Source organism: Streptomyces rhizosphaerihabitans (assembly GCF_025399795.1).
In the GTDB taxonomy this organism is placed as follows: domain Bacteria; phylum Actinomycetota; class Actinomycetes; order Streptomycetales; family Streptomycetaceae; genus Streptomyces; species Streptomyces rhizosphaerihabitans.
Genome location: NZ_JAODTZ010000001.1, coordinates 190,139 through 211,753 on the forward strand (window position 1 = coordinate 190,139; position 21,615 = coordinate 211,753).

Below are 21,615 nucleotides of genomic sequence, written 5' to 3' on the forward strand. Positions count from 1 at the left end.
TCGACCGGTTCGATTCGTTCGGCGTTCCGGGTCTGATGCCTGTCCATCGGTCGCTGTTGCCGGTGTCGTTCATTTCGACTCCCCCAGCGTTGGGGAAGCCTCATTCGTCACACCCGTGTCCGCTTCGCCGGCGACACCCAGCTGACGGGCGAGGCGTTTCAGACCCCGGTGGGCGGCAGTGCGCACCGCTCCCGGGCGCTTGCCGAGGACGCGTGCGGCGGCGGGACCGTCCAGGCCGACGACGACCCGCAGAAGCACGGCCTCGGCCTGGTCCCGCGGCAGCCCGCGGACCAGTTCGATCGCCCGCTCGGTGGACAGGGACTCCAGGGCCTCTTCATGGGTGCTGTTCCGGCTGGGCAGGTCCAGTACGTCCTGTTCGGTCCCTCCTGCCCGGGGCCGTACGCGCTGGCGGCGCAGGTGGTCCAGCGCCCGGTGTCGGGCGATGGTCGAGGTCCAGCCGCGGAACCCGGACCCGTCCCCCTTGAAACGGCCGAGGTCACGGGCGATCTCCAGCCAGGCGTCGGAGGCCACGTCCTCCGCGTCGTCGCCGACCAGGCCGCGCAGATAGCCCAGCAGGCCCGGCTGCACGATCCGGTACGCGACCGCGAAAGCGGCCTCGTCGCCGTCCTGGGCCCGCGCGACCGCCGCGCCCAATTCCCCATTGCACTCCCGTACACGTCGGGGTTGCCGTACCTGGCCCAAGACTGTCCTCGTTCGTACCGGGTTCATGGCGAGCGCATGCCGTCCGCCGTGCTCCGGTCGCATCGACGGCCCCATGGTTACCAGCGTCCGTGCTCACAGAAGTGTCACAACGCCGTGGACGCCCCTTGACGTCGTCACCGGTGCCCGCCACCCACCACCCCCCGCGCGCACGACTGTCGAGGTGTCTTCCCTCGAACGGGGTCCGTCGGACCGCGTAATGCTTCGGCGCCCTCGTGCGCTCCCTCTGGCATGAGTACGTACCTCCGTCTGCGAGCGGTCCCGCCCCCCGCACTGCGCAACAGCACGACCTGGCTTGAACGACTCTTCGAGGACGACTCGGAGACCGTCCGGCACCGGGTCGGCCGACACCAGGAAGAGTCGCTGGACGAGCGTTATCTGGACCAGGAACGCATCTACGCCGGCGCTCCCCCGCATGGTGCCGAAGACCGGCCCCGGACCCAGGTGGTGCTCGGTGGTCGGCCGGTGTTCCGCGCCGACAGGCACAAGCCGCCGTTCCTGGTGCTGACGGCGGCCCAGGCCCGTCGGGTGGCCAGGTTCCTGGCGATGGCCGACTTCGACGCGCTGTGGGATTTCGCCCGCGCCGAACTGCTGCCGCGCTACGGCGGTGTGACCGCGGAGCCCGAGACGTGGCATGAGTTCGCGGTGGCGCACCAGGAGTTGAGGGCGTTCTACGCACAGACGGCCGAGTGCGGGGACGCGGTGGTGAAGTGGCTGCCGACCTGAGGCGCGCGAGCTGCGCGGGCCAGGAACCCGGCTCGCGGTGGTCCGCATCACCACAGCCCGATGCCCTGTGACGTTCGTCGGACGCGGTGCGCTGTGGAGGGCGGACACCTGTGTGACAGGTGTGCCTCATGTGACTTTTTCTGTGGCCTTTCCGGGCCTTCTAGGGGTGGATACATCGTGGGTCGTCGTACGTCGCATGTGTACAGACCGCTGAGCATGAAACGACGGGCGTGGCTGACGCTCGGTGCGCTGGTCCTGGGCGGCGGGGGTGTGGTGACCTACGCCGTCGCCAGTCCGTCCTCCGATCCTGGCGCGGCCCGCCGGGCCAAGCGCCCGGCGAAGGTGTACGACCTCGCGCTGAAAGGCGGCACGGGCGACAAGCGGGAGCTGCCGCGCACGGACACCGAGCAGTTCTCGATGCTCGGCGTCTCCTGGACGGGGGCGGCCAAGCGGCTCGACGGCACGGCGCAGGTACGCACCCGGAGCATCGAGACCGGCCGGTGGAGCGCCTGGCAGGACCTCGAACTGAACGTCGACCCGCTGGAGAACCCGGGCGCCGGAGTGCGCGGAGCGTCCGAGCCGTTGTGGGTCGGCCCCTCCGACGGCATGCAGGCGCAGGTCCTCCGCAAGAACGGCGCCGGCAGCTCCGCTCTGCCCAAGGGGCTTGAGGTCAACCTGGTCGACCCGGGGGTGATCACCGACGCCGAGACCAAGGCCGGCAGTACCGCCGCCGAGAAGGCCGCGTTCGTCGCCGATGAAAGTCCCGGCGCCACAGCATCCGCGCCCACCGACGGCACCACGGACGGCACCACCGCCACCCCGACGGACGGCCAGACCGCCACGTCCCCGGCTGCGACGGACACCACGCCCGCAGCCACCGACTTCGTCCCGCCCTCCGCGTCGGAGTCCCCCGCGGACTCCGTGCCGCCCTCCCCGAGCACGTCCTCCAGCGCGCCGCCCTCGGCGCCGCCGTCCACCGTGCCCGAACCGCCGATCGTCTCGCGCGCCGACTGGGGTGCCGACGAGTCGATCAGCCCCGAGGCGCCGGAGTACAACGCGGACGTGAAGGCGGTCTTCGTCCACCACACCGACGGGGCCAACGACTACTCCTGCGCCGACTCGCCGTCGATCATCCGGAGCATCTACGCGTACCACGTCCAGGTCAGCGGCTGGAAGGACATCGGCTACAACTTCCTCGTCGACAAATGCGGCACCGTCTTCGAGGGCCGCAAGGGCGGCGTCGACCTTCCGGTGTTCGGCGCACACACCTACGGCTGGAACCGGGAGTCCGCAGGCATCGCGGTGCTCGGTGACTACACCACCACCAGCGCCACCAACGCGACGCTGGCATCGGTCGCCCGCCTGGCGGCCTGGAAGCTCGGCCAGTACGGCGCCGATCCCGCCGGAACCACCCAGGTCACGGCGGGAGCGGACCAGCACAACTACTTCAACACCAACTTCACCGCGGGCGGCAAGTACACCTTCCAGCGGATCTCCGGCCACCGGGACGGCTACAACACGCAGTGCCCCGGCGGCCTGCTCTACGACCAACTGCCGACCATCCGCACCTGGGCATCCGGCCCGGTGCAGGGTCTGAAGGTCAGTTCGGTCGACGGCGCGGGCCTTTCGGGCTCGACGTACTACACCAAGGGCGGCATCACCGTCCGCTGGACGGCCACCACACCGGCGTCGTTGATCTCCAAGTTCGAGCTGCTGGTCGACGGCAAGAGCGTCGCCACCACCTCCGGCACCGCCACGTCCGCCGGCGCCACCCTGGCCCTGGGCAGCCACACCGTCGCCGTGCGGGCCGTGCACCAGTCCGGCAGGACCGCGACCACTGCCGCGCTGACCGTCGTCGCGGAGACGACGGCGCCGACCTTCACCACCAACCCGAAGGTCTCCCTGGGCTCCGGCACCGTCAGCACCAGCGCCGTCCCGGTCGCCCTCGGCTGGAAGGCCACCGACGACAAGGCCCTGCGCGAGGTGAGGCTGCTGTCCCCCACCACCGCCACCTTCGGCCCGACCACCGCGAGTTCCAACCGCACCGCCAGGTCCGGCACCGCCACCACATGGTCGATGCGGGCCTACGACTACGCCGGCAACTACCTCACGTCCTCCCCCTCGTACACCCCGGTGATACTGCAGGAGACCGCCGCCGCGAAGTCCGGCAGCTGGACCACCCGCTCCTCCACCAGCTACCTCGGCGGGCAGTCCTACTCCAGCGGTTCCAAGGGCGCCGGCCTCACCTGGACCTTCACCGGCCGCTCCGCCGCCTGGGTGGTCTCCCGCGCCGCCGGCTCCGGCCAGGCGTACGTCTATGCCGACGGCACCAAGATCTCCACCGTCGACCTGAAGTCGTCCACCAGCCTGTACCGGCAGGCGATCTGGACCAAGACCTGGTCCAGCAGCGCCAAGCACACCATCAAGATCGTCGTGGTCGGCACCAGCGGCCGCCCCACTGTCACCACCGACGGCCTCGTCTACATCAAGTAACCCGAGCCCCGCGAAGACGAAGCGCCCCACGCCGACCGGCGCACGCGGTCCCCCAGCACGAAGTCGGCCTTCACGATCCGGCGTACGCGGTCGTGAAGGCCGACTTCGCAGTGACCGGGCCGTCGGACGAGGCAGCCTGCTTCTCCGTAGTGGAGCTGGAGTCGCGGGAGTTGGTCGGCGAGGCCCTGCTGTGGGGCATCGACACGCACAGCAGGACGGCTCGCGTCGGGATCTCCCTGCGACCGTCGTTCCGCGGCCGCGGGCTCGGCATCGATGTCCTGCAGGCGCTGTGCGAATACGGATTCGCCGTACGTGGACTGCAGCGCCTGCGGATCGAGACCCTCACGGACAACACCCCGATGATCGCAGCGGCGGCCAGGGCGGGCTTCACGCGAGAGGGCACGCTGCGACGCTCCGCCTGGGTGTACGGCGCGTACGCAGACGAGGCCGTCCTGACCTCCTCGCGAATGACTGGACGCCCCGGGCATGGACAGCAAGAACCGGGGCCGCAGGAGAGCAGACACGAACAAGATCGGGCCTCAGGCCGGCAGGTGCGCCGGCCGTACCCGTTCCGGACCGTCCGGCCGTCACCGGCGGGGCCGTCTCCGGCATCGGCCCTGAGACGGACGACATGCAGCGGCTCAGGACTCGTACGACCAGGACGTACCGGTCTGCCGGTACGTCCTGGTCGGGCAGCGGGGGGGCAGACGCTCAGACGGTACGCCTGACGACGACCGAGCCGGCCATGGAGTCCACCAGGCTCTGCTTCTCGCTGCCGAAGACCTTGAACAGGTTGACCCAGGCGACGATGCTCAGCGTCATCCCGCTGAGGAAGCCCAGCACCACGCCGCCCAGCAGGAAGTTGCGGACGAACATGTCGCCCCAGGTCAGCCGGACGCCGGTGTCCTTCTTCACTATGCACAGGCCCATGATCTTCTGGCCCGGGTTCGCCGAGTCGGTGGACCAGGTGACCATGGCCCAGACCAGCCAGCCGATACCCAGGGTGACGACCACCAGCAGGAGGTTCAGCAGGTAGGCGCCGAAACGCGCGCCGGCGCCCACGCGCAGTTCCTTGGGCACGGTCTGCGCGATGTACACGGTGTAACCCGGCCCCTGGGCAGAGGCAAGGGGCGCGGCGTAACCGGCGGGCGCGGCGTAACCCGCGGGCGTGACCGGAGCGGGCCCGAAGCCCGGCGCCTGCGTCGGGGCCGGCGGGGTCGTGGCTTCGGTCGTGGTGTGAGCCGGGGTTTCGGCGGACGTCTTGTCCATGTTCATGGCATTACTCCTCAAAAGATCGAGATATTCAGGGGTGTGAAGAAAGCTGGGCGCGGTACGGATCCGGCAACGGCGGGTGCGGTGCGGCGAGAACTCACCGGACCGCTTCCCTCGGCCATCACAGCGGGAGGAGCCGATCACCATCCGTAGTCGGTGTCGTAGCTGGGGTCGAAGGTCACGGTGGGCGCGGCGCCGGAAAGGTCGACAGTCGCCGAGAAGGACTTCGTGCAGGTGTCCTTCTGCTTCTCCTTGGCGCCGTCCCAGTCGTCGACACCGACCCAGCTCACCTTGAAGTCCAGGTCGCCGGAGGCTGTCACGGTTCCGTCCTCGGCCAGCTCGGTCTCCAGCCCCGGCTCCGACTGCTGGGTCCAGTGGACGTCCTCGACCTCGTCGAGCGAGGAGTAATAGTTGTCCGGACTCATCGGGCAGTCCTCGGGTTCGAGGGTCGTGCTCCGCTCCGCGCACTGAACCAGCTCGGTGACCACGGCCTCCCGCGCGGCCTGCTCACCCTCACCGGTGAGAGCCGCGTCAAGGCCGTCGGGGGTTCCGCTGCCGCCGGGCTCCACCATGACCGAGCCGCCGCCACTGGCGGCGACATAGCCGGAGTTCACGCCCTCGACGGTCACCATGCCGGGAAAGACGGCGAGTTCGGCGGTGCCGTCCTTCAACAGCACCGGCACACCGCTCACCTTGGCCTCGCGCAGCAGCGGAGACGCCGTCACATCGACCCGCGCCAGGCCGTCCGAGACCTTCCAGCGCCGCCACAGGCCGAGGTGCTTGTCGTCTTCGTCGGTGACCAGTCGCAGCGAGGTCTCGCGCTTCTCCCCGCCCACCGAGTAGGTGACGGTGGCGGTGGCCGTCGTCCCGGACTCGTCCACCTCGTCGACGCTCACGTCGGTCAGCGGGGCGGCCTTCAGCTGGCTGTCCAGCGCGGCCTGCGTCAGCAGCCGGCCGGAGGGGGAGCCGTCGAGCAGTTCCAGGGCGTCCTCGGCACGTCCGTCCGCGACGGCCTGGATGTAGTCCTCGGCGGCGGCCTTCGGGCCGTAGACCTGGGAATCCACGACCGCCCAGGCAGCCGTGCCGCCACCGCCGAGCACGGCGACGACGATCAGGCCGACGCCGGTGAACCGTGCCCACTTCGCGTCGGTGGCCAGTGGCGGACAGGCCAGCGGCTCGGTCAGCGCGCTCGTCAGCCGGGGCGGCACCGGGCGGCCCCTGCGGTGCGCGGCGTCGGCGAGCAGCGCGGCCCACTGCGGGTGCACGGGCAGGCCGGGCATCCGCAGCACCCAGGCACCCGCGGCGGGGAAGACGCTCAGCAGCGGCCGGGTCAGGAACTGCGCCGCGACGAGCAGCAGCCCACCCCACAGCAGCGCCACGAACAGCGTCCCGAACACGCTCAAGCCGAAGGACACGGAACCGTGCGCACTACCGCTGGCGCCGATCGGCCCCACCCCGATGTCCATGCCTCCGTCGACATCGGCATTCAGTCCGGACAGGATGCCGAGCGGCATCCACAGCACGGCCATGGCGCCCGCGAACCTCCACAGGGTGCTCAGCATGCGCGCCCGGGGGTCGTGGGCAAGCGCGTGACGCACCGCCGCGACGACCACCACCAAGGCGACGAGAAGCAGCAGCAGATAGGCGGCACCGGGCATATTGCCGGTGAACAGGCCCGCCTTCGAGTCCTTCAGCCGACTGGTGTCCTCGCCGCCGAGGAAGGACTGGACGCTTGCGGCGCCGTTCAGGGAACTGCCGGCCGTGACGCCCATGGCCACACCGGTCAGCCAGACCGCGGAGTTGATGAAGGTGAGCAGCGAAAGGCCGAGTGCGGCACCGGCGTTCAGGTCACCGGTGTCGCCGAAGACCGCGAAGCCCAGTGCCGTCAGGGCACCCAGGCCGAGCAGCACCGAGCTCACGGTGCCCGCCGCGGTCAACGGGGACCGCCAGTCGCGCAACCGGCCGGCGAACCCGCCCGGCAGCGCGCCCGGAGTGCCGTGGCGAACGGCGGCGCGGGCGGCGAAGTCGGCGAGGAAGACGAAGACGACGGTGTACGGAAGGAGCGGCCACACGGCCACGCCCAAGTCGACCGACACCGGACCGAGTTCCTCGGTGTTCATTCCGAAGACCGAGGAGGAGTGGGTGGCCAGAGCCAGAACGGTCATGGCGAGGGCGTAGACAAGAGCACCGGTGGCGGACCGGCCCGCCACGCGGGCCCAGGTGTCCGCCGCCGCGCGCCGCTCGCCGCGCCGGGCGAACCACCACACCGCGAACAGGGCGGTGCAAGTGAACAACATCAGCTGCAGGGTGACGCCGATCTCCCCCTGACCGGCGAAATTCCCGGGCATCGAGTCACCGAAGCCGCTGCCCGATCCGGATTGCCCACCCCCCTCAACCGTCAGGCCGAGCGTGCCCCGTAGGGCCAATCCGGCCACCCACACCGTGGTGGTCAGCCAGTCGCCCACCGTGCCGGTGTTGTCCTCGGGCAGGAACTGGGCGGCGATGGCAAGGACGACGAACAGCAGGCCGAGCTGGCTCCCCAGAGCCGACAGGGCGCTGACGGCCGCGGCCTTGGCGGACTGCGCGTCCGGCCGGACCTGGCTGAACAGGGTGGCCAGACGGCCGGGAGCCGTCACACCGGACTGCCCGGGTACCGGCTGCGGCACGGCCGGGACCTGTGCGTTCCACGGCGCGGGCGGTGCGGACGGCATCGGCGCGGCTGCCGGCGCAGCGGGCGCAACCGGTGCCCCGCAACTGCCACAGAACGCGTGACCTGCGGCTATCGGTTCAGCGCAGGACGGACAGGTACTCATTCACTTCCCTGAAGGACTGGTGGCCCGAGGGGGCCTACGGGTGGAATCGCGCGAACTCCCCCGACCACCCGGACACATCACGGGGCCGGGCGCCGGTTGGGGGACCGGCATTCGGCGTGCGGTCTGCCGCTGCGACCGCGCCATGAGCGCCGAACCGACAAGGAGCTTCTTCGCATTGTGAAGATCCAGTGGTTGATGCGTGGAGCAATTGATAGCAGCCCTGCGTGACTCATGCAATATGCATGAGTCACCGCGACAGCTCTGACCGGCGGAAACGAAGCGTCAGCACCCCGACAGAACCCACCCGGCGGCGCGACCGCGCCCCCTCCGAAGCCTTCACATACCCACCTGCAGGCGGACCGGGTTGCACCTCGGGTTGCGCCTGGCTCGTGCGCTCACCCCTCTTTCACGGCCTGCGCTGCGGCGAGTTGGCCACACTCGCCCGGGACGAGGCGGACCTGGACGCCGAGTTGCTCCACATCGGCAGGCAGCCGGCGTCCATCTCCCGCGAAGCACACGAGGACGAACCGAAAGCCGACAGCGTCCGCGACATCAAGCTGAACCGAGACGCGGTGATGCTCCCGCAGACCTGGCGCGCGAAGCAGACCGCCGAACACGAGAAGTGGTCATCGACCGGCGCTCCCGCAGCAGCCGCAGCCGCCGGCCGAGTCCTCACCGAGGACCGCTTCATCGAGCAGCAGGCCGGACCATGCACCGATCAAGGAAACAAAAGAGGCCCAGGTCGGAAATAGTGACCTGGACCTCTTTCATGGAGCCCCCTGTCGGATTCGAACCGACGACCTACGCATTACAAGTTGTCGGATCTTGATCCGTAGGCGTCCACCAACGTCAGCCAGCCGCGAATACCCCCTGCTCAGCAGCGGTGCCGGACGCCAACGGATGCCCATGGCGCTCTATGGATCAGGACTTCATCGAGACCGCAACTGAGACCAGTCGCGATCTCCATGCTCTCAACTGCCCGCTCTACGAGGGTCTGCCGGCCGTTTCACGTAGTACGCGCAGCCTCGGAAGGCTGCTCGGAAGCGCTCGTCTCACCAACAGCGTGGGCCCTGTCGATGGTTCCTTGGTGAGTGCTTCGCAGAGCCACGTACGTCGTCACGACACCTCCAACGACGGCGGCGGCCGTACTGAGCGGAGCAGCCAGACCGGGGGCTGCCCAGACTGCAAGGACCACCACAAGGGCCAAGAACCCTGCTGTGAGCATCAAAGGCAGTAGACCGAGTCTCTGGGAAGAGCGCTCCCAGCGGCGTACATTCATCAAGGCACCTCTTCGTTAGCTGAGTTACGAACCTGGGTGTAATCGCGGCCCTCCGTTGCACCGGGGGGCCGCTCGCCGTGGTGGCGTGCCGCAACTCTGATGCATCTCGCGGGAGCGTGCGTGATCCGCTGCGACACCCTTTGGCCCGCATATAGCGTGTTAGCCGTACGAGCAACACCGCAGGTCAGACGCTGGTCCTGGTGCGGGCTAAAGGGTCAGGCAACGGGAAGGTATCCATCGGTGACCCTTTGGCCCGTATGTAGCGTGTGAGTCGTACGAGCAACACCGCAGGTCAGAGGCGCAACACGATGCGGGCCAAAGGGTCAGAGGGGGCTTGACGTGCCAAGAAACGCTGATCGACGTGCACGCCGCTTAGAGGAACTGGAGGCTGTACGAGGACGCCTTGAGCAGGTGCTCCCAGCCGTAAAGCGCCTTCACAGACGCGGTGGCGGCTGGCCACTGAACGTGAAGCTTCGCGCATCGCTCTTCGTTGGCAGCACTCGGTTCCCGGCTCCATTAGCCCGGATTTCAGCGCCCCGCGGGGTGAACTTGCAGGTGTACTTTTTGGCGCTACTGGAAGCTCAGAGCAGGAAGCGCAGCGGGCCAGCGGGGCCGTGCCCTCTGCCACTTTCAGGTGGAGATATCTCCTGGGCGGACCTAGTTGTTTCTCAGGCTCAACAGAACATGAGAGCAAAGGCCCCGGTTACCGCAACACAGAACAGAGTTCGTCAAATCAAATCAGCCATCAAGCGTCTCGCTGACGAGAATTTGATTCTACGGAACGCAGGAGACCCTTCCAACCCATATCCACTCATGCTGCTGCGCGAGTCCGGACACAGGACAGGGGAGGACCATGACTACGTGATACCGGATTCATATGAGAGCCCGCCGACGGCCATCAGTCTTCCCGTGGAGTTTTTCACAAACGGCTGGATTCATCTGCTCACGGACTCCGAAATACGGATGTACTTGACCCTAAAGCATCTCGCGAGCCGATATCCGCGGGAGCACTCGCTGCGTGGCATCTACTGCATCGATCGAGACAGGGAGTGGCTTTATGGTGTCTCTCGCGATGTTTACGAGGCGCATCTGACCCTAGCCCGATTCGGCCTTATCGAGCTTGTCCAAAATGACTCACGCCACAAAGACGGCAAGATCGTCAACTATAAGGAGTTCCTGAAGAAGGGGGCCGTACCCCTACCCCCTCACAGGTTTCAAATCCTCCCCGACAATTCTTTCTATAGGCCCGCCGCAGAAAAGATCAAAAGAGCCCTACTCAATTACCCGCCTTCAGTAAAGCAAATGACGAGGAATTGACGAATCCCTGGACGTCACGGAGCCGTCCAGCCTCGCGATGCCGCTCTACTGGGCGAATAGCGCCGCTTCGATACCTTACTGGACGAGGCTAGGGTGGGCTTCCGGCCGACTCTCCGGTGGTATCGGACGGCGGCAATAGCAGGCCCTCGGGAGGATTCGCCACGACACCACTGTCGAAGATCGGAGGTACAGTCCACGACGCCACACGTTGTATGTCAACCTGGCTACCGACGAATTCGGCCTGATGGAAGGTCACATCGCTGCCAGTGAACTCGGCGAGGAAGAAGGTCACCGCACCTTCGAGGAACTTGGACTCGCGGCCGTCGAGGAAGCCTACCCAGCCCCTTCTGAACACGGCTCCGTCGAAGCTCACCTTGCCACCGGCGAATTTGGCGAAGTCAAAACTCGCTGCGCCACTGAACACGGCTCGGTCGAAGCTCACCTCTCCGTCGATGAAATCTGCACCGAATATCACCCCACTGTTGGCGAACTCGGCACCCTGAAAGGTCACCTTGCTGCCGGTGAACTTAGCGTCCTGAAAGGTCACCTCGCCACCGTGGAACTTGGTACTGCGAAAGCTAACTTCACCACCGATAAACTTGGCGCCCAAGAAGCTAAGCGAACCATTGGTGAACACAGCTCCGTCGAAGCTCATTTTGCCACTCGTGAACTCTGCGTCGAAGAAGCTCAGCGGCCCATTGGTGAACCTGGCGCTCCGAAAGCTCACCTTGCCACCGGCGAAGCTGGCTGAGCCAAATCTCACCGAATCAGTAAACACGGCCCGGTCGAAGCTCACCTTGCCACCGGCGAATTTGGCGAAGTCAAAACTCGCTGCGCCACTGAACACGGCCCGGTCGAAGCTCACCTCTCCACCAGTAAACTCGACATCGAAGAAGTTCACATCGTCAGTAAACGTGGCTGCGCTGAAATTTACTGCGCCTCTGAATCGGGTGTTGCTGAAGTCGCCGCCGTCGAACACAGCGCCGGTGAAGTCGTAGTCATATCCATCCCATGAGGCGGTGGATAGGGTGCCTTCGACTCTTAGGTGGTTACAAATGATCCGGATGACTGTATGGCGGACTTCGCGGTTGGCCTGCCAGGCAAGGTGCTGTTCGGGGAATGCAGTCTCGTCGGGTTTGGGCGGGTAGGGCATTCGAAGGTAGGCGCAGAGGACGTCGATGCAGGTTTGTCGGCGTTCGGTCCAGTCGTCGGCCAGCCCGGCCAAGGCGTGCACGCCGGCTAGGCGACAGGCCGCCTCATCGTGACCGAGGAGTTCGGCAGCGGTGGCGAAGCGCTCGTTGAGTAGGCGGGTCCGTTCATGCTGCAGGGACTCTTGGGCGCTTTTGCGGAGAGAGCGTTCGGAGCGTCGTGCGCCAAAGTACACACCTGCGCCGCCGAGCAAACTCCCGCCAAGACCTACAAGGAGGATCGCCCACAGGGGGCTGGCCGAGCCCGCACTTTGGTTCGCTAATGGAGAAGGCGACGGGGCGGGCGCAAGGATGAGGCTGACGGTGTCGAAGAGACTGCCCAGGAAGGTCATGGTGGCACGTTAGGCATGGTTGCAACGGTCTTCCGGGGCAGCGTGCCGGGCAGTAGGCCACTGTCATTCCGAGGGGTACAGCCACCCAGCCATCCGGCTGGAGGCGGAGTGGCTGGCGCGGAACTGTTGGCGGTCGACGCACCGAGCCTGCGGGTCGAGCCGGACGCAGAGGTCCCCACAGGTGTCGGCCAGCGCCGGTGCTGCGCCGCTTGGATAGGCCGCATCTCGGCGCCCCGAGCCGCGAACATTGACGTACAGAAGAACGGGCGACCGACAGAGCGGCTGCCTCTGTCCGTCAGTGTTCGCCACTGTTGATGTCAGAGGGAGCCCTGCCCACGGCCAGGAGGTGCGAACTGGCGGCAAGCAGCTCGGGGTACGGCTCTGCCATGCGCGCCGCCTCCATCGCCGAGGCAATCAGCTCGTCTGTGGGCCCCTCGCCTGGCTGTTGCTCGGCCGCCTTCACGAGCGACCATGCGGGCCCCTCGATCCCGAAGACCTGTACGTCCGTCAACCCGGAGGCCACCAGCTCTGCCACAAGCTCTTCAGCACGGTGGAAGTAGGACAGGGTGAACCCTCGTACACCGTCATAGACGGCCGTCTCAAGGATCTTCGAGACGGAGTCACGAATTCGTTCGGTGTGCAGGTGAGCGTATGTGACGTGCTCAAAGAGCGACGCGTAACGGTTGATTGCAGCCGCCGCAACCAGTCCGCCCGGCTTCACCACGCGGCGGGCTTCCGCCAGCGCCCTACGCCGATCATCGGGGTCGGGCAGGTGGTACAGCGGCCCGAGAAGCTGCACAACGTCGAAACTGTCGTCCGGCTCACGCAGATCGCGAGCGTCTCCCACGATCGCCGAGCACACTGCCGCCGCGCTCTCGACATGACGGGGCACGGGGTCCACGAGCGTGACGTCGTAGCCGTCCTTCACAAGCCATTCAGCGTGGACCCCGGTCCCCCCTCCCACGTCGAGCACGCGTGCCGGCGCGGGGGGCAAGAAGCGTCGGAGAAGCTCTTGAGTCCTGACCAACTCCATACGTCCGTCTGCCGAGCTACGCAGGCGGCTGTCCTCGTTCACTGTCTCGCCGTAGAACCGCATCACAGAGGGTGCCAATTCGAGATTCGACATGGTCGCAGTATCGTGTGTACCGGTGGACCAGTCCAGCGTGCGGAGTAGAGGAAGCCATGGCCGTCCTGAAGTACGAAGAGATCGCCGAGTCTCTGCGCGCCCGCATCGCCGCTGGTGAGTTCGCCCCTGGTGCCACCATCCCCTCCGGCCGCGACCTGGCCGAGCAGTGGGACGTGTCACGAGCCACCGCCATCAAGGCCGTGGACGTGCTGCGCAACGACGGTGTGGTGGTGGCCAAGCAGGGCACCGGTTTCGTCGTCACGGAGACGCCCGTGGCGCGCCCTGCCGGCGCCCGCCGGGCTGGGTCGGCACGCATCTTGGGCGGGATGCCGTTCCTTCGCGTCGGTACGCCCGACTGGGCGGAGCCTCCCGCACGCGTCGCCGTCGCACTCGGGATCTCCCCCGGCGTGCTGGCACTTCGACGCATCCGCGTCCTCCAGCTCCCAGACGGAACCCCGAACAGCTGCGTGGAGGCGTGGTTCCCTCCAGAGATCGCGGAGGCAGCGCCTCGCCTCGCCGACACGGCGCCCATCGCCGAGGGCACGACACGCTACGTCCGTCGGCAGACCGGGCGGTTCCCGGTCGAGGGAGTGGACATCACCACCGTGCGCCTCGCAACGGACGCGGAGGCGGACCGCTTGAACGTAGCGACGGCTACCCCGGTCGCCGTGCTGCTCCATACGGCACACGACGAGGAAGGTCGTCCGTTGGTCTGCGAGGAAGGTGTTACCCCCTCTTCGCTCTTCGAGCAGGTGGACACCTACGCCATGTAGGCACCCGCAAACCGAGCTGGACCGGTCCGCCGGTCCAGCTTTTTTGATGCCCCGTCACGTCAGTTGACCTGCGCAAACTCGGCCCAACGTCATCCAACTCCATTTTCATCGCTTGACTGGACCGGTCCACCGGTCCAGTCTGTTGATGCGGCGCCGCTCCTCCTCAGTGAGGAGCGGCGCCGGATAGGGCGGCCACTCTGCAAGACCGCCCGCTAAGGCCAGGCACAACAGGGTTTCGGCCCGTACTGGCGAGGTGGCCCGGTGACCGCGAGCAACGGCCGGAGGGTGGGGACACAGGTCCCCCTTGCAGTGCTTTTCCCTCTTCCGCGCAGACCCGATCTGCCCGACCACCAGGAGTTTTGATGCGTCAACGAAAGCGTAGGGCGCCGCCGAGACGGACCGGCCGGCGGACGTCAGTAGACGCTTCCCGGTCCTTGTTCTCCCTGGCTTCGCAGCGTTGACGCTGCGGCCGGCTGCCTCTCCCACCCGTCCGGCCCGCGCGCCGCGACGGTCGTACGGGTGGGAGTGCGGGGAGCCGCGAACTCGGGCTTCATCCGCCATTTTGGAGGCTCGTTCATGAATCGCTTGAAGAAGGCCACCGCCGCGAACCGTGCCGCTGCCCAGGTGCAGCGTGAGGCCGGCCGCGAAGAGGCTGCGGTCCGGCTGGAGGCCCGTGCCGGGGAGCTGGAGTCCGGCAGGCTCACCGACCGCACCGACGACGCGCTCGCCATCGTGCGCTTCGCGTTCCGTCGCTGACCCGCATGTCCGCACCGCCGTTTCGGCTGGAGCGCTTCGGTCCCTGCTGACGGCTGGGTCCACACCAACGACACGTCAGGAGTCCCGCATGTTCGACAAGAAGTCGCAGCAGTCGCCCGACCTGACCACCCCGGAGAACGTCAAGAAGGGCCAGCAGGTCTACAACCGCATCGTGTCCGGCCAGTGCAAGGACGTCACGGCGGAGCTGAAGGCCACCTACGGCCACGACATCAACCGCAAGAGCAACTGACACCCACCCCACGAAACGGCGCGCGGCTCCGGTGCTCGAACACCGGAGCCGCTTTCGGGCCGCACCACCTGCAAGGGAGACCACGACCCAATGAACGAGATTACTGTTCAGGACGCCATCACGGCATTCGCCGACTGGATGGAACCGACCGACGCGGAACTGTCCGCGATCGAAGCCGAGATGCCGCTGATCCTGGCGGACGTCGACCTGGTCGACGCGCAGATCACGGCCATGGACCACTCCCCGAACGACGTCGACACCCGCCGAATCCGCCGGGCCCTGGCCCGGGTGCTCGCCGAACGGGCCAAGCTGACCAACCGCACGGCCGGCACGTCCCTGGCGGGGGGTGCGGCATGAGCACGATCCTCACCCTTGATGCCCTGGCGGCGCCGCTGCGGGCGTTGCGGCTGCTGGCGGTCGACTTCCCCGAGCTGCCGGCCCCGGTGGTCGACGTGAGCGCGATCTACCCGGACCGGCTGAGGCTGTCGGTGCACGAGTCGCAGGGCGGGTTCACCGCGTTCGAGGCGTGGCGGGCGGCGCTCGGTATCGCCCCGGACGCGGTCGACTTCCACGTGCAGTGTGACCACCGCACCGGCGTGCTGAGCGCACGGACCGAGTACGGCGGGGCGGACATCGAGTTGACCGGCTACACGCAGGTGCCCGACGGCGCTCGGATGCCCGCGGTGGTGGCGTGATGGCCCGCCCGACCGCTCTGCCCGCCGCTGCGGTGACGGCGGTGTCTCTGGTGCTCACTCTGGCCGTGGTCGTGATGTGGCTGGGTTCGGCGATGCCGTGGCCGGTCGCGCTGGTGGTGGGTCTGGGCATCGACGGGGGCTGGCTGGCCACCCTCGCCTACGAACGGCGCCTCGCCGCGCAGGGCGACCACTCCGATGCCGTGACGGCGGTCGGCTGGTCGTTCGGGCTGCTCGCCACCGGTGTCCTGGTCGCCCACGCGTTGACCGCCGAGGCGGACACGGGCGCGTGGCTGGCGGTGGCGTGGCTGCCGCTGGCGGCGAAGGCGCTGTGGCTGGTGCACGGGTTGTGGGAGCGGACCGCACTCACCCCGAAGGCACTCGGAGCGATCCGCGGTATCCAGCAGGAAGCCCGTGACGAAGCGGCCGTGGCCCGTGCCCGGCTGCGGGCGGAAGCCACGACGGAGGAGACCCGGCTCACGGCCGTGACGCAGGCTGGCGCGCGCGTCGCACGCGTCCAGGCCGACACCGCCAAACGGCTCTCCGATGCGTGGTCGACGCTGGAAGCGGCCCGGTCCGGCGAGGACACGGGCAGGGCACTGACCAGCGTGACGACCCGCGTCACAGCAGACGTCACACCCCGCTGGGAACTCCCCGTCTGGGGACCGACCGAGCCGCTGACCGCGCTGGAATCGGGCCCGGCGCTCACCGACGCCGAGCTTGACGCGGTGGTCGAGGAGATCCGCACCAGCCGCGTTCCGGCCCTGTCCTACCGCGAGATGGCGACCCGCTTCCGCGCGGCCGGCCACTCCGCCTCCGAGGTCCGTCTCCGGGCCGCGTGGAAGCGGGTGGCGGCATGAACACCCTCGCCGCCCTCTTACCGGCCCTGCCGCCCGTCCTCGGATGGGCGGTCCACGCCCGGTGGCTGCACGGACGGCTGACCACCGCCCGCCGCGACCCGCTCACCGGACTGTGGACACGGGACGCATTCACCCGCCGGGCCCGCCGCCTGCTGAGCGACCCGCACGCGGTCGTGGTCCTCGCGGACGTCGACCACTTCAAGCACGTCAACGACGTCCACGGACACGCGGCCGGTGACGCCCTGCTGACGGCGGTCGCGGCCCGCCTCGCCCACGGCACCGCTCCCGGCGGGGTTGCGGGCCGGCTCGGGGGCGATGAGTTCGCGGCCGTCCTGGTCGACCACGACGGCACGGCTGCGGACAGGCTGCACACCCTCGCCCGCGTCTTGGCCCGGCCCGTCGACACCGCCCCCGATGTCCACACCACGGTGTCTCTGGGGTGGGTGCGGTCCGTCGACCACCCGGGCGAGGACCTGTCCACCCTGCTGCGCCGCGCCGATGAGGCGATGTACGCGGCCAAACGGTCCGGCCGCTCCGGTCCCCACCGTGCCCGTATCGGGTGGCTGCTCGGGTCGGTCGCCGGACGCCGGCACGGACGTCGCGGCGCGGCATGAGCACGCTGCCCGTCTTCCGGTGGCACCTCGCCCCGGACGGCTACGCCACCCGCCGTCAACTGCGGGCCCGCGACTTGCGTCCCGGCGGGCAGGACGTCGCCGCCCAGCTCGAACGCCCCCAGCGGCGGGGTCGTCCGCCACTGGTCGCCTACCTGTACCGCGTCGACCTCGCCAAACCGGTGCGGCCGATGACGGCGGGCCGGTGGCGGGCGCACGCCGCGATGATGCGCGCCCGCCGCACCTGCTCCGAGTGCCGGAGTGATGCCGGATACGTCGTCCCGTCGTCGCTCGGTGTGTGCGTGACCTGTGCCTATCCCGAAGAGCAGCGCGCTGCCTGAACCACTCGAACCGGGTCCGGCCGTCCACCTTCCACAGCAAGCCGGCCGGACCCTTACGCCTCCGAAGGAGTACGTACATCGTGACGGAAACAACCACGTTCACCCCGTCTCCGGACCAGCCGGAGAGCAGCGAACCGCAGACGGCCGCCGTGCTGCCGTTCCCGCTGAAGACGACGACAGGCCCGGCCACGCCCCGTGAGGGTGAGGTCAAGCCGGGGGAGTGGGAGGCCGAACTCCCCGACGCCGACGATCCCGAGGCCGAAGGACTGGCCGAGGGCACGCCGGTCGACCCGCCGCGCGAGGTCTACCCGCCCTCGGTGGCCGAGTGGATGCAGGAGCGGGACAAGGCCCGTATCCCGGTGCTGCCGGACTGGGTCAAGCTCCCCGACCAGCGCAAGGCTGTCCGCAAGTGGGCTGTTCGCCACTACTCGGCCGTGGTCGGCTATCACGCGGTGCGGCTGCCGTGTATCTACACGCCCAAGGTGCTCTGGTACTCGCCGCGCGGTGCGTGGCGCTGGTCGGCCGCGATCGGCCGGTGGGTGTTCGACGCCGAGGGCAAGTCCCTGCGCCTGGCGGCCGTGGCCGCCGAGGACGCGGCCGAGTACCTGAAGCTGTCCCGGCAGCGCAACGACCGCGTGAGGCTGCGCGGGATCGTGGCCACGATCGCCGGGTTCGTCGGCCTCGCCGCCGCCCTGACGCTGTTCGTCATGGCGCCGTCGTGGCTGCTCCTGCTGACCGTGGCCGCCCTGACGACCACCCTTGGTGTGGTCGGGGCGCCAGCGGATCGGCCGCTGATTGACATGGCCAAGGTGACGTTCCGCAAGCGCAAGCTGTCCTCGGACATCGTCATCCGCGCGCATGAGGCCGCCAGGCTGACCAGCAAAGACCAGTCCATCGCGTTCCCGCGGCCGATCGGCCGGGACGGGGACGGGTGGCGCGTGGTCGTTGACCTGCCGTACGGCAGGACGTTCGAGGACGCCCTCAACGCGCACACCCGGCTTGCGTCCGGCATGGACATCGCTCCGACTCAGCTCTTCCTGGACAAGGACGAGACGAGCGGCCGGCGGGTGTCGTACTGGATCGCCGACCGTGACCCGCTCGCCGTCCCGTCCGGCAAGTCGCCGCTGCTGGGCGCGACTCGGGTGGACTTCTGGAAGCCGTTCCCCTGGGGCGTGGACGAGCGGGGCAACCCGGTCATGGCCACCATGCTGTGGCTGTCGCTGCTGGTCGGTGCCGTACCCCGTCAGGGCAAGACGTTCTCCGCCCGCACGATCGCGCTCGCCGCAGCGCTGGACCCGTACGTGCGCTTGTACGTGTTCGACGGGAAGGCGTCGCCGGACTGGCGCAAGTTCGCGCTGGTCGCGCACCGGATCGGGTTCGGCATCGTCCCGAAGAACGGCATCGACCCGGTGGCGCATCTGCTGACCTCGCTGCGGGAGTTGAAGGCGGATGTTGAGGACCGGTACCACCGGCTCTCCGAACTGCCGCTGCACATCTGTCCGGAGGGCAAGCTGACCCCGGAGATCAGCCGGGACCGGAAGCTGAACATGCCGCTCACGCTGTTCGTGGTGGACGAGGTGCAGGAGTACCTGACCCACCCCGAGCACGGCAAAGAGATCCTGTCCCTGATGGTCTACCTCGCCCGCGTCGCCCCGGCGGTCGGTGTCTCGGTGATGACGGCGACGCAGAAGCCGGACGACAAGGCGTGCCCGTCAGAGCTGCGTGACCAGCACCAGGCACGGTTCGCCCTGCGGGTCGGCGCCTACCAGGTCTCCGACACCATCCTCGGCGCCGGCTCCTACTCGGAGGGCCTGGACGCGTCCAAGCTCCTCAAGTCCCACAAGGGTGTCGGCCTGCTCAAGGGCATGTCCGACGACTCCGGGATCGTCCGTACCTACCTCGCCGACGGACGCGACGCCGAACGCATCCTCACCCGCGCCGCCGCCCTGCGCGAGGCCGAGGGAACCCTGTCCGGCGACGCGGCCGGCGAGGCACCGGCCCCGGAGACGTCCGCAACGATCCTGGACGACGTCGCCGCCGTCCTCGGCAAGGGCGAGGCCAAGGTGTGGTCCGAGACGATCGTGGACCGTCTCGCCGACCTGCGCCCCGAGACCTACGGCCCGTGGGCGGAGTTGGACGCCAAGCCCAAGGCGGAAGCCCTCACGGCCGCACTCAAGCCGTTCGGGATCGGCACCGGGCAGATCAGCCGGCGCATCGACGGCGAACAGGTCAACAAGCGCGGCATCAAGCGCGACGACATTGCCGCCGCGATTACACAGCGCAATCAAAACAGGGACGCCGGATAGGTCTCGGAGGGTGCTACCGGTAGCGGCACACGTCGCTACCGGTAGCAACCCTGCTAGCAACCCAAACCGCACCTGATCAGGTCGCTAGCAGATAGCGGCCCACCTGCGGAAACCCTCGAAAACCCCTCCGAGAGGCCCCTGATGAGCCTTCTTGCCCTCGCTATCGCATGCCTGCTCGTCGTCACGCTTGGTTACGGCGGCAAGTGCTGGCTGAGCCCGTTCGGCGACTGCCGCAAGTGCCACGGCATGGGCCACGCCTTCAAGAACGACCGCAAGGGACGCCTCAAGCGCGGCAAGGACTGCCGCCGCTGCCACGCCACCGGCAAGCGCATACGCATCGGCCGCTGGATCTACAACCGCGCCGCGCGCACCTACCGCGCCGGCACCCGCTGACCCCACCGGGAGGCATCCGTGGTCCTCACCATCCCGCTCGTGCTCCTGCTCGCCGCCGTCCTTGCCCTGCTGCTGCGCTTCCGCGCGCTCGGTGCCGGAGCGGCCGTCGCCGCCGCGCTTTTCGGCTTCTACCTCGCCGACACCGGCGCGGCCGACACCGTCAACCAACTCGTCACCGCTGTGACCGGCGCCCTCGCCGGAACGGACCGCTAGAGAAGGAGACCAGCACCGTGAACGGACACGCCCCCGCCCTGCGGCCGGACCTCACGGCCGCGCCGGTGTACGACCCGGCATCACTGACCCTGTACGCGCCCACCCCGGCCGCCGTTGAACTGGCCGCCGAACGGGGCCCGGTGGTGTGGGTGCCCGACGCCTACGGGCGCATGGTCCCCATGCCCAAGCACCTCGCCCCCGCCCCGGTCCTCGCCCCCGAGCCGCGCGACCTGACCCCGCTGCCCCTGCTGGACCCCGTCGCCCAGCGCTTCTTGGGGGCCGGTCTCGGGGGCGGGGCGCTTGCGGCTGGCATCGGCTACGGCGTGGGTGAGATCGTCAGCGCTGCGGCTGGAATCAGCGGCGGAGCACTCGTGTGGCTCGCGGTCATCGTCCTCGCCCTGCGCACCCCCGCCCGCGCGATCAGCGGTGGCAGGGGCAGCACGGTCAACATCCGAAAGGCTGTGATCAAGCGCAGCCACTTCCACGGCTGACCGAGACGAGCGCATCGCTCTCGATCCGCACGGATCCTCGGGGCCCCTACCGACTGAACCGTCGCAACGAGTCCAAGGCCGTCCTGGCAACTGTGAGGAAGACGAACATGCCCACGAAGCCCCTGCCTGCCGGATCCCAGGTTGGCGCCTGAGCGAGCAGCATCCACCCGAGCGTGCCTATCGCGGCAAAGGCAAAGCCGAACACCACGTTCCCCAGCACGACCCTGCCCACGCCGCTAACCCAGGGCTCCCAGGTCTGTGCCCGCGGGACGCTTGCTCGCCCGGATCAGCCCGATGCTGAAAGCCAGGATGAGGACGCCGACTGTTCGTTCCGCCGAATGCATCAGATCGCTGGACGCCATCTCGCCCGCTGCCATCAAGGACATGCCGACGGCGGCCGCCAGCGCTCCCACGCCGTAGGCGCGCTTGTACCTCACACCCGACCGGATGTTGGGAAGCACCCAGCCAAAAGCGATCGCTGCGATGCCGCCGACGGCGGCCACCAGGGCCCACAGGGCAAAGAGTGCTGCGAGGTAGATGGCCATGGGTCCTCTCCGAGTGCCGCATCCAGGGCAGACGCCCGCGTGATCTTTACAGCCTCCGCACCCTACGTCCACACCTACCCGCAGTCCGCCGCCACCCC

The 21,615-nt window shown here is 68.3% G+C and carries 23 protein-coding genes; 17 read left to right on the plus strand and 6 right to left on the minus strand.

What is annotated here, in order from left to right; genetic code table 11:
• Positions 1 to 69: 69 nt before the first annotated feature.
• Positions 70 to 702 (minus strand): RNA polymerase sigma factor, encoded by a 633-nt coding sequence (locus N4G66_RS00805; RefSeq protein WP_261701905.1) that lies wholly within the window; start codon positions 700 to 702, stop codon positions 70 to 72.
• A 249-nt stretch (positions 703 to 951) separates the two neighbouring features.
• Between N4G66_RS00805 and N4G66_RS00810 the strand changes: the two genes are divergently transcribed.
• The 3 genes from N4G66_RS00810 (at position 952) to N4G66_RS45595 (ending at position 4,667) form a co-directional block, all read left to right on the plus strand.
• A complete protein-coding gene (locus N4G66_RS00810) occupies positions 952 to 1,446 on the plus strand; it encodes a YfbM family protein (protein WP_261701906.1) in 495 nt (164 codons plus the stop codon).
• A 216-nt stretch (positions 1,447 to 1,662) separates the two neighbouring features.
• Positions 1,663 to 3,939, plus strand: a complete 2,277-nt coding sequence (locus N4G66_RS00815; RefSeq protein WP_261701907.1) for a peptidoglycan recognition protein family protein — start codon at positions 1,663 to 1,665, stop codon at positions 3,937 to 3,939.
• Positions 3,940 to 4,088: 149 nt separating this feature from the next.
• Complete coding sequence (locus tag N4G66_RS45595) at positions 4,089 to 4,667, plus strand: GNAT family N-acetyltransferase (RefSeq protein WP_315903600.1); 579 nt, start codon at positions 4,089 to 4,091, stop codon at positions 4,665 to 4,667.
• On the opposite strand, the gene N4G66_RS00825 is transcribed toward N4G66_RS45595, so the two are convergent.
• A complete protein-coding gene (locus N4G66_RS00825) occupies positions 4,651 to 5,214 on the minus strand; it encodes an RDD family protein (protein WP_261701908.1) in 564 nt (187 codons plus the stop codon). The two genes, N4G66_RS45595 and N4G66_RS00825, sit on opposite strands and share 17 nt — an antisense overlap.
• 137 nt (positions 5,215 to 5,351) lie before the next feature.
• Positions 5,352 to 7,877 carry a hypothetical protein gene (locus tag N4G66_RS00830; RefSeq protein WP_261701909.1) on the minus strand — a complete coding sequence of 842 codons (2,526 nt, stop codon included), beginning with the start codon at positions 7,875 to 7,877 and terminating at the stop codon, positions 5,352 to 5,354.
• A gap of 536 nt (positions 7,878 to 8,413) precedes the next feature.
• Here N4G66_RS00830 and N4G66_RS00835 point away from each other — a divergent pair.
• Together N4G66_RS00835 and N4G66_RS00840 are read left to right on the plus strand one after the other, a co-directional pair.
• A complete protein-coding gene (locus tag N4G66_RS00835; protein ID WP_261701910.1) occupies positions 8,414 to 8,776 on the plus strand; it encodes a hypothetical protein in 363 nt (120 codons plus the stop codon).
• A 1,340-nt stretch (positions 8,777 to 10,116) separates the two neighbouring features.
• Positions 10,117 to 10,620: a hypothetical protein gene (locus N4G66_RS00840; RefSeq protein WP_261701911.1), complete on the plus strand. Its 504-nt coding sequence runs from the start codon at positions 10,117 to 10,119 to the stop codon at positions 10,618 to 10,620.
• An 88-nt stretch (positions 10,621 to 10,708) separates the two neighbouring features.
• Here N4G66_RS00840 and N4G66_RS00845 read toward each other — a convergent pair whose 3' ends face one another.
• Entirely contained in the window at positions 10,709 to 12,160 is a 1,452-nt protein-coding gene (locus N4G66_RS00845; protein WP_261701912.1) for a pentapeptide repeat-containing protein, read from the minus strand.
• 295 nt (positions 12,161 to 12,455) lie between these two features.
• Positions 12,456 to 13,286 carry a class I SAM-dependent methyltransferase gene (locus N4G66_RS00850; protein WP_261701913.1) on the minus strand — a complete coding sequence of 277 codons (831 nt, stop codon included), beginning with the start codon at positions 13,284 to 13,286 and terminating at the stop codon, positions 12,456 to 12,458.
• Positions 13,287 to 13,342: 56 nt separating this feature from the next.
• On the opposite strand from N4G66_RS00850, the gene N4G66_RS00855 reads away from it, so the two are divergent.
• The 12 genes from N4G66_RS00855 to N4G66_RS00910 all read left to right on the plus strand — a co-directional run bounded on the left by N4G66_RS00855 (position 13,343) and on the right by N4G66_RS00910 (position 20,972).
• Entirely contained in the window at positions 13,343 to 14,059 is a 717-nt protein-coding gene (locus N4G66_RS00855; RefSeq protein WP_261701914.1) for a GntR family transcriptional regulator, read from the plus strand.
• Positions 14,060 to 14,635: 576 nt separating this feature from the next.
• The gene (locus tag N4G66_RS00860) at positions 14,636 to 14,815 is read left to right on the plus strand and encodes a hypothetical protein (protein ID WP_261701915.1); all 180 of its coding nucleotides are present in this window, start codon (positions 14,636 to 14,638) and stop codon (positions 14,813 to 14,815) included.
• A gap of 88 nt (positions 14,816 to 14,903) precedes the next feature.
• Complete coding sequence (locus N4G66_RS00865; protein WP_261701916.1) at positions 14,904 to 15,065, plus strand: hypothetical protein; 162 nt, start codon at positions 14,904 to 14,906, stop codon at positions 15,063 to 15,065.
• A 90-nt stretch (positions 15,066 to 15,155) separates the two neighbouring features.
• Complete coding sequence (locus N4G66_RS00870) at positions 15,156 to 15,422, plus strand: DUF6284 family protein (protein ID WP_261701917.1); 267 nt, start codon at positions 15,156 to 15,158, stop codon at positions 15,420 to 15,422.
• The gene (locus tag N4G66_RS00875) at positions 15,419 to 15,760 is read left to right on the plus strand and encodes a hypothetical protein (protein WP_261701918.1); all 342 of its coding nucleotides are present in this window, start codon (positions 15,419 to 15,421) and stop codon (positions 15,758 to 15,760) included. The genes N4G66_RS00870 and N4G66_RS00875 overlap by 4 nt, the downstream gene beginning before the upstream one ends.
• Positions 15,760 to 16,617: a protein spdB gene (locus N4G66_RS00880; protein ID WP_261701919.1), complete on the plus strand. Its 858-nt coding sequence runs from the start codon at positions 15,760 to 15,762 to the stop codon at positions 16,615 to 16,617. The genes N4G66_RS00875 and N4G66_RS00880 overlap by 1 nt, the downstream gene beginning before the upstream one ends.
• The gene (locus N4G66_RS00885) at positions 16,614 to 17,231 is read left to right on the plus strand and encodes a GGDEF domain-containing protein (protein WP_261701920.1); all 618 of its coding nucleotides are present in this window, start codon (positions 16,614 to 16,616) and stop codon (positions 17,229 to 17,231) included. Before N4G66_RS00880 ends, N4G66_RS00885 begins: the two co-directional genes overlap by 4 nt.
• Positions 17,228 to 17,569, plus strand: coding sequence for an RRQRL motif-containing zinc-binding protein (locus N4G66_RS00890; RefSeq protein WP_261701921.1), 342 nt, complete (start codon positions 17,228 to 17,230; stop codon positions 17,567 to 17,569). The genes N4G66_RS00885 and N4G66_RS00890 overlap by 4 nt, the downstream gene beginning before the upstream one ends.
• An 80-nt stretch (positions 17,570 to 17,649) precedes the next feature.
• Positions 17,650 to 19,875 (plus strand): cell division protein FtsK, encoded by a 2,226-nt coding sequence (locus tag N4G66_RS00895; RefSeq protein WP_261701922.1) that lies wholly within the window; start codon positions 17,650 to 17,652, stop codon positions 19,873 to 19,875.
• A 141-nt stretch (positions 19,876 to 20,016) separates the two neighbouring features.
• Positions 20,017 to 20,268: a hypothetical protein gene (locus tag N4G66_RS00900; RefSeq protein WP_261701923.1), complete on the plus strand. Its 252-nt coding sequence runs from the start codon at positions 20,017 to 20,019 to the stop codon at positions 20,266 to 20,268.
• An 18-nt stretch (positions 20,269 to 20,286) separates the two neighbouring features.
• Entirely contained in the window at positions 20,287 to 20,481 is a 195-nt protein-coding gene (locus N4G66_RS00905) for a hypothetical protein (protein ID WP_261701924.1), read from the plus strand.
• A 17-nt stretch (positions 20,482 to 20,498) separates the two neighbouring features.
• A complete protein-coding gene (locus tag N4G66_RS00910) occupies positions 20,499 to 20,972 on the plus strand; it encodes a hypothetical protein (RefSeq protein WP_261701925.1) in 474 nt (157 codons plus the stop codon).
• Positions 20,973 to 21,208: 236 nt separating this feature from the next.
• Here the strand turns inward: N4G66_RS00910 and N4G66_RS00915 are convergent, their stop codons facing one another.
• On the minus strand, positions 21,209 to 21,517 hold the full coding sequence (locus N4G66_RS00915; RefSeq protein WP_261701926.1) for a hypothetical protein: 309 nt from the start codon (positions 21,515 to 21,517) through the stop codon (positions 21,209 to 21,211).
• Between the last annotated feature and the right edge of the window lie 98 nt (positions 21,518 to 21,615).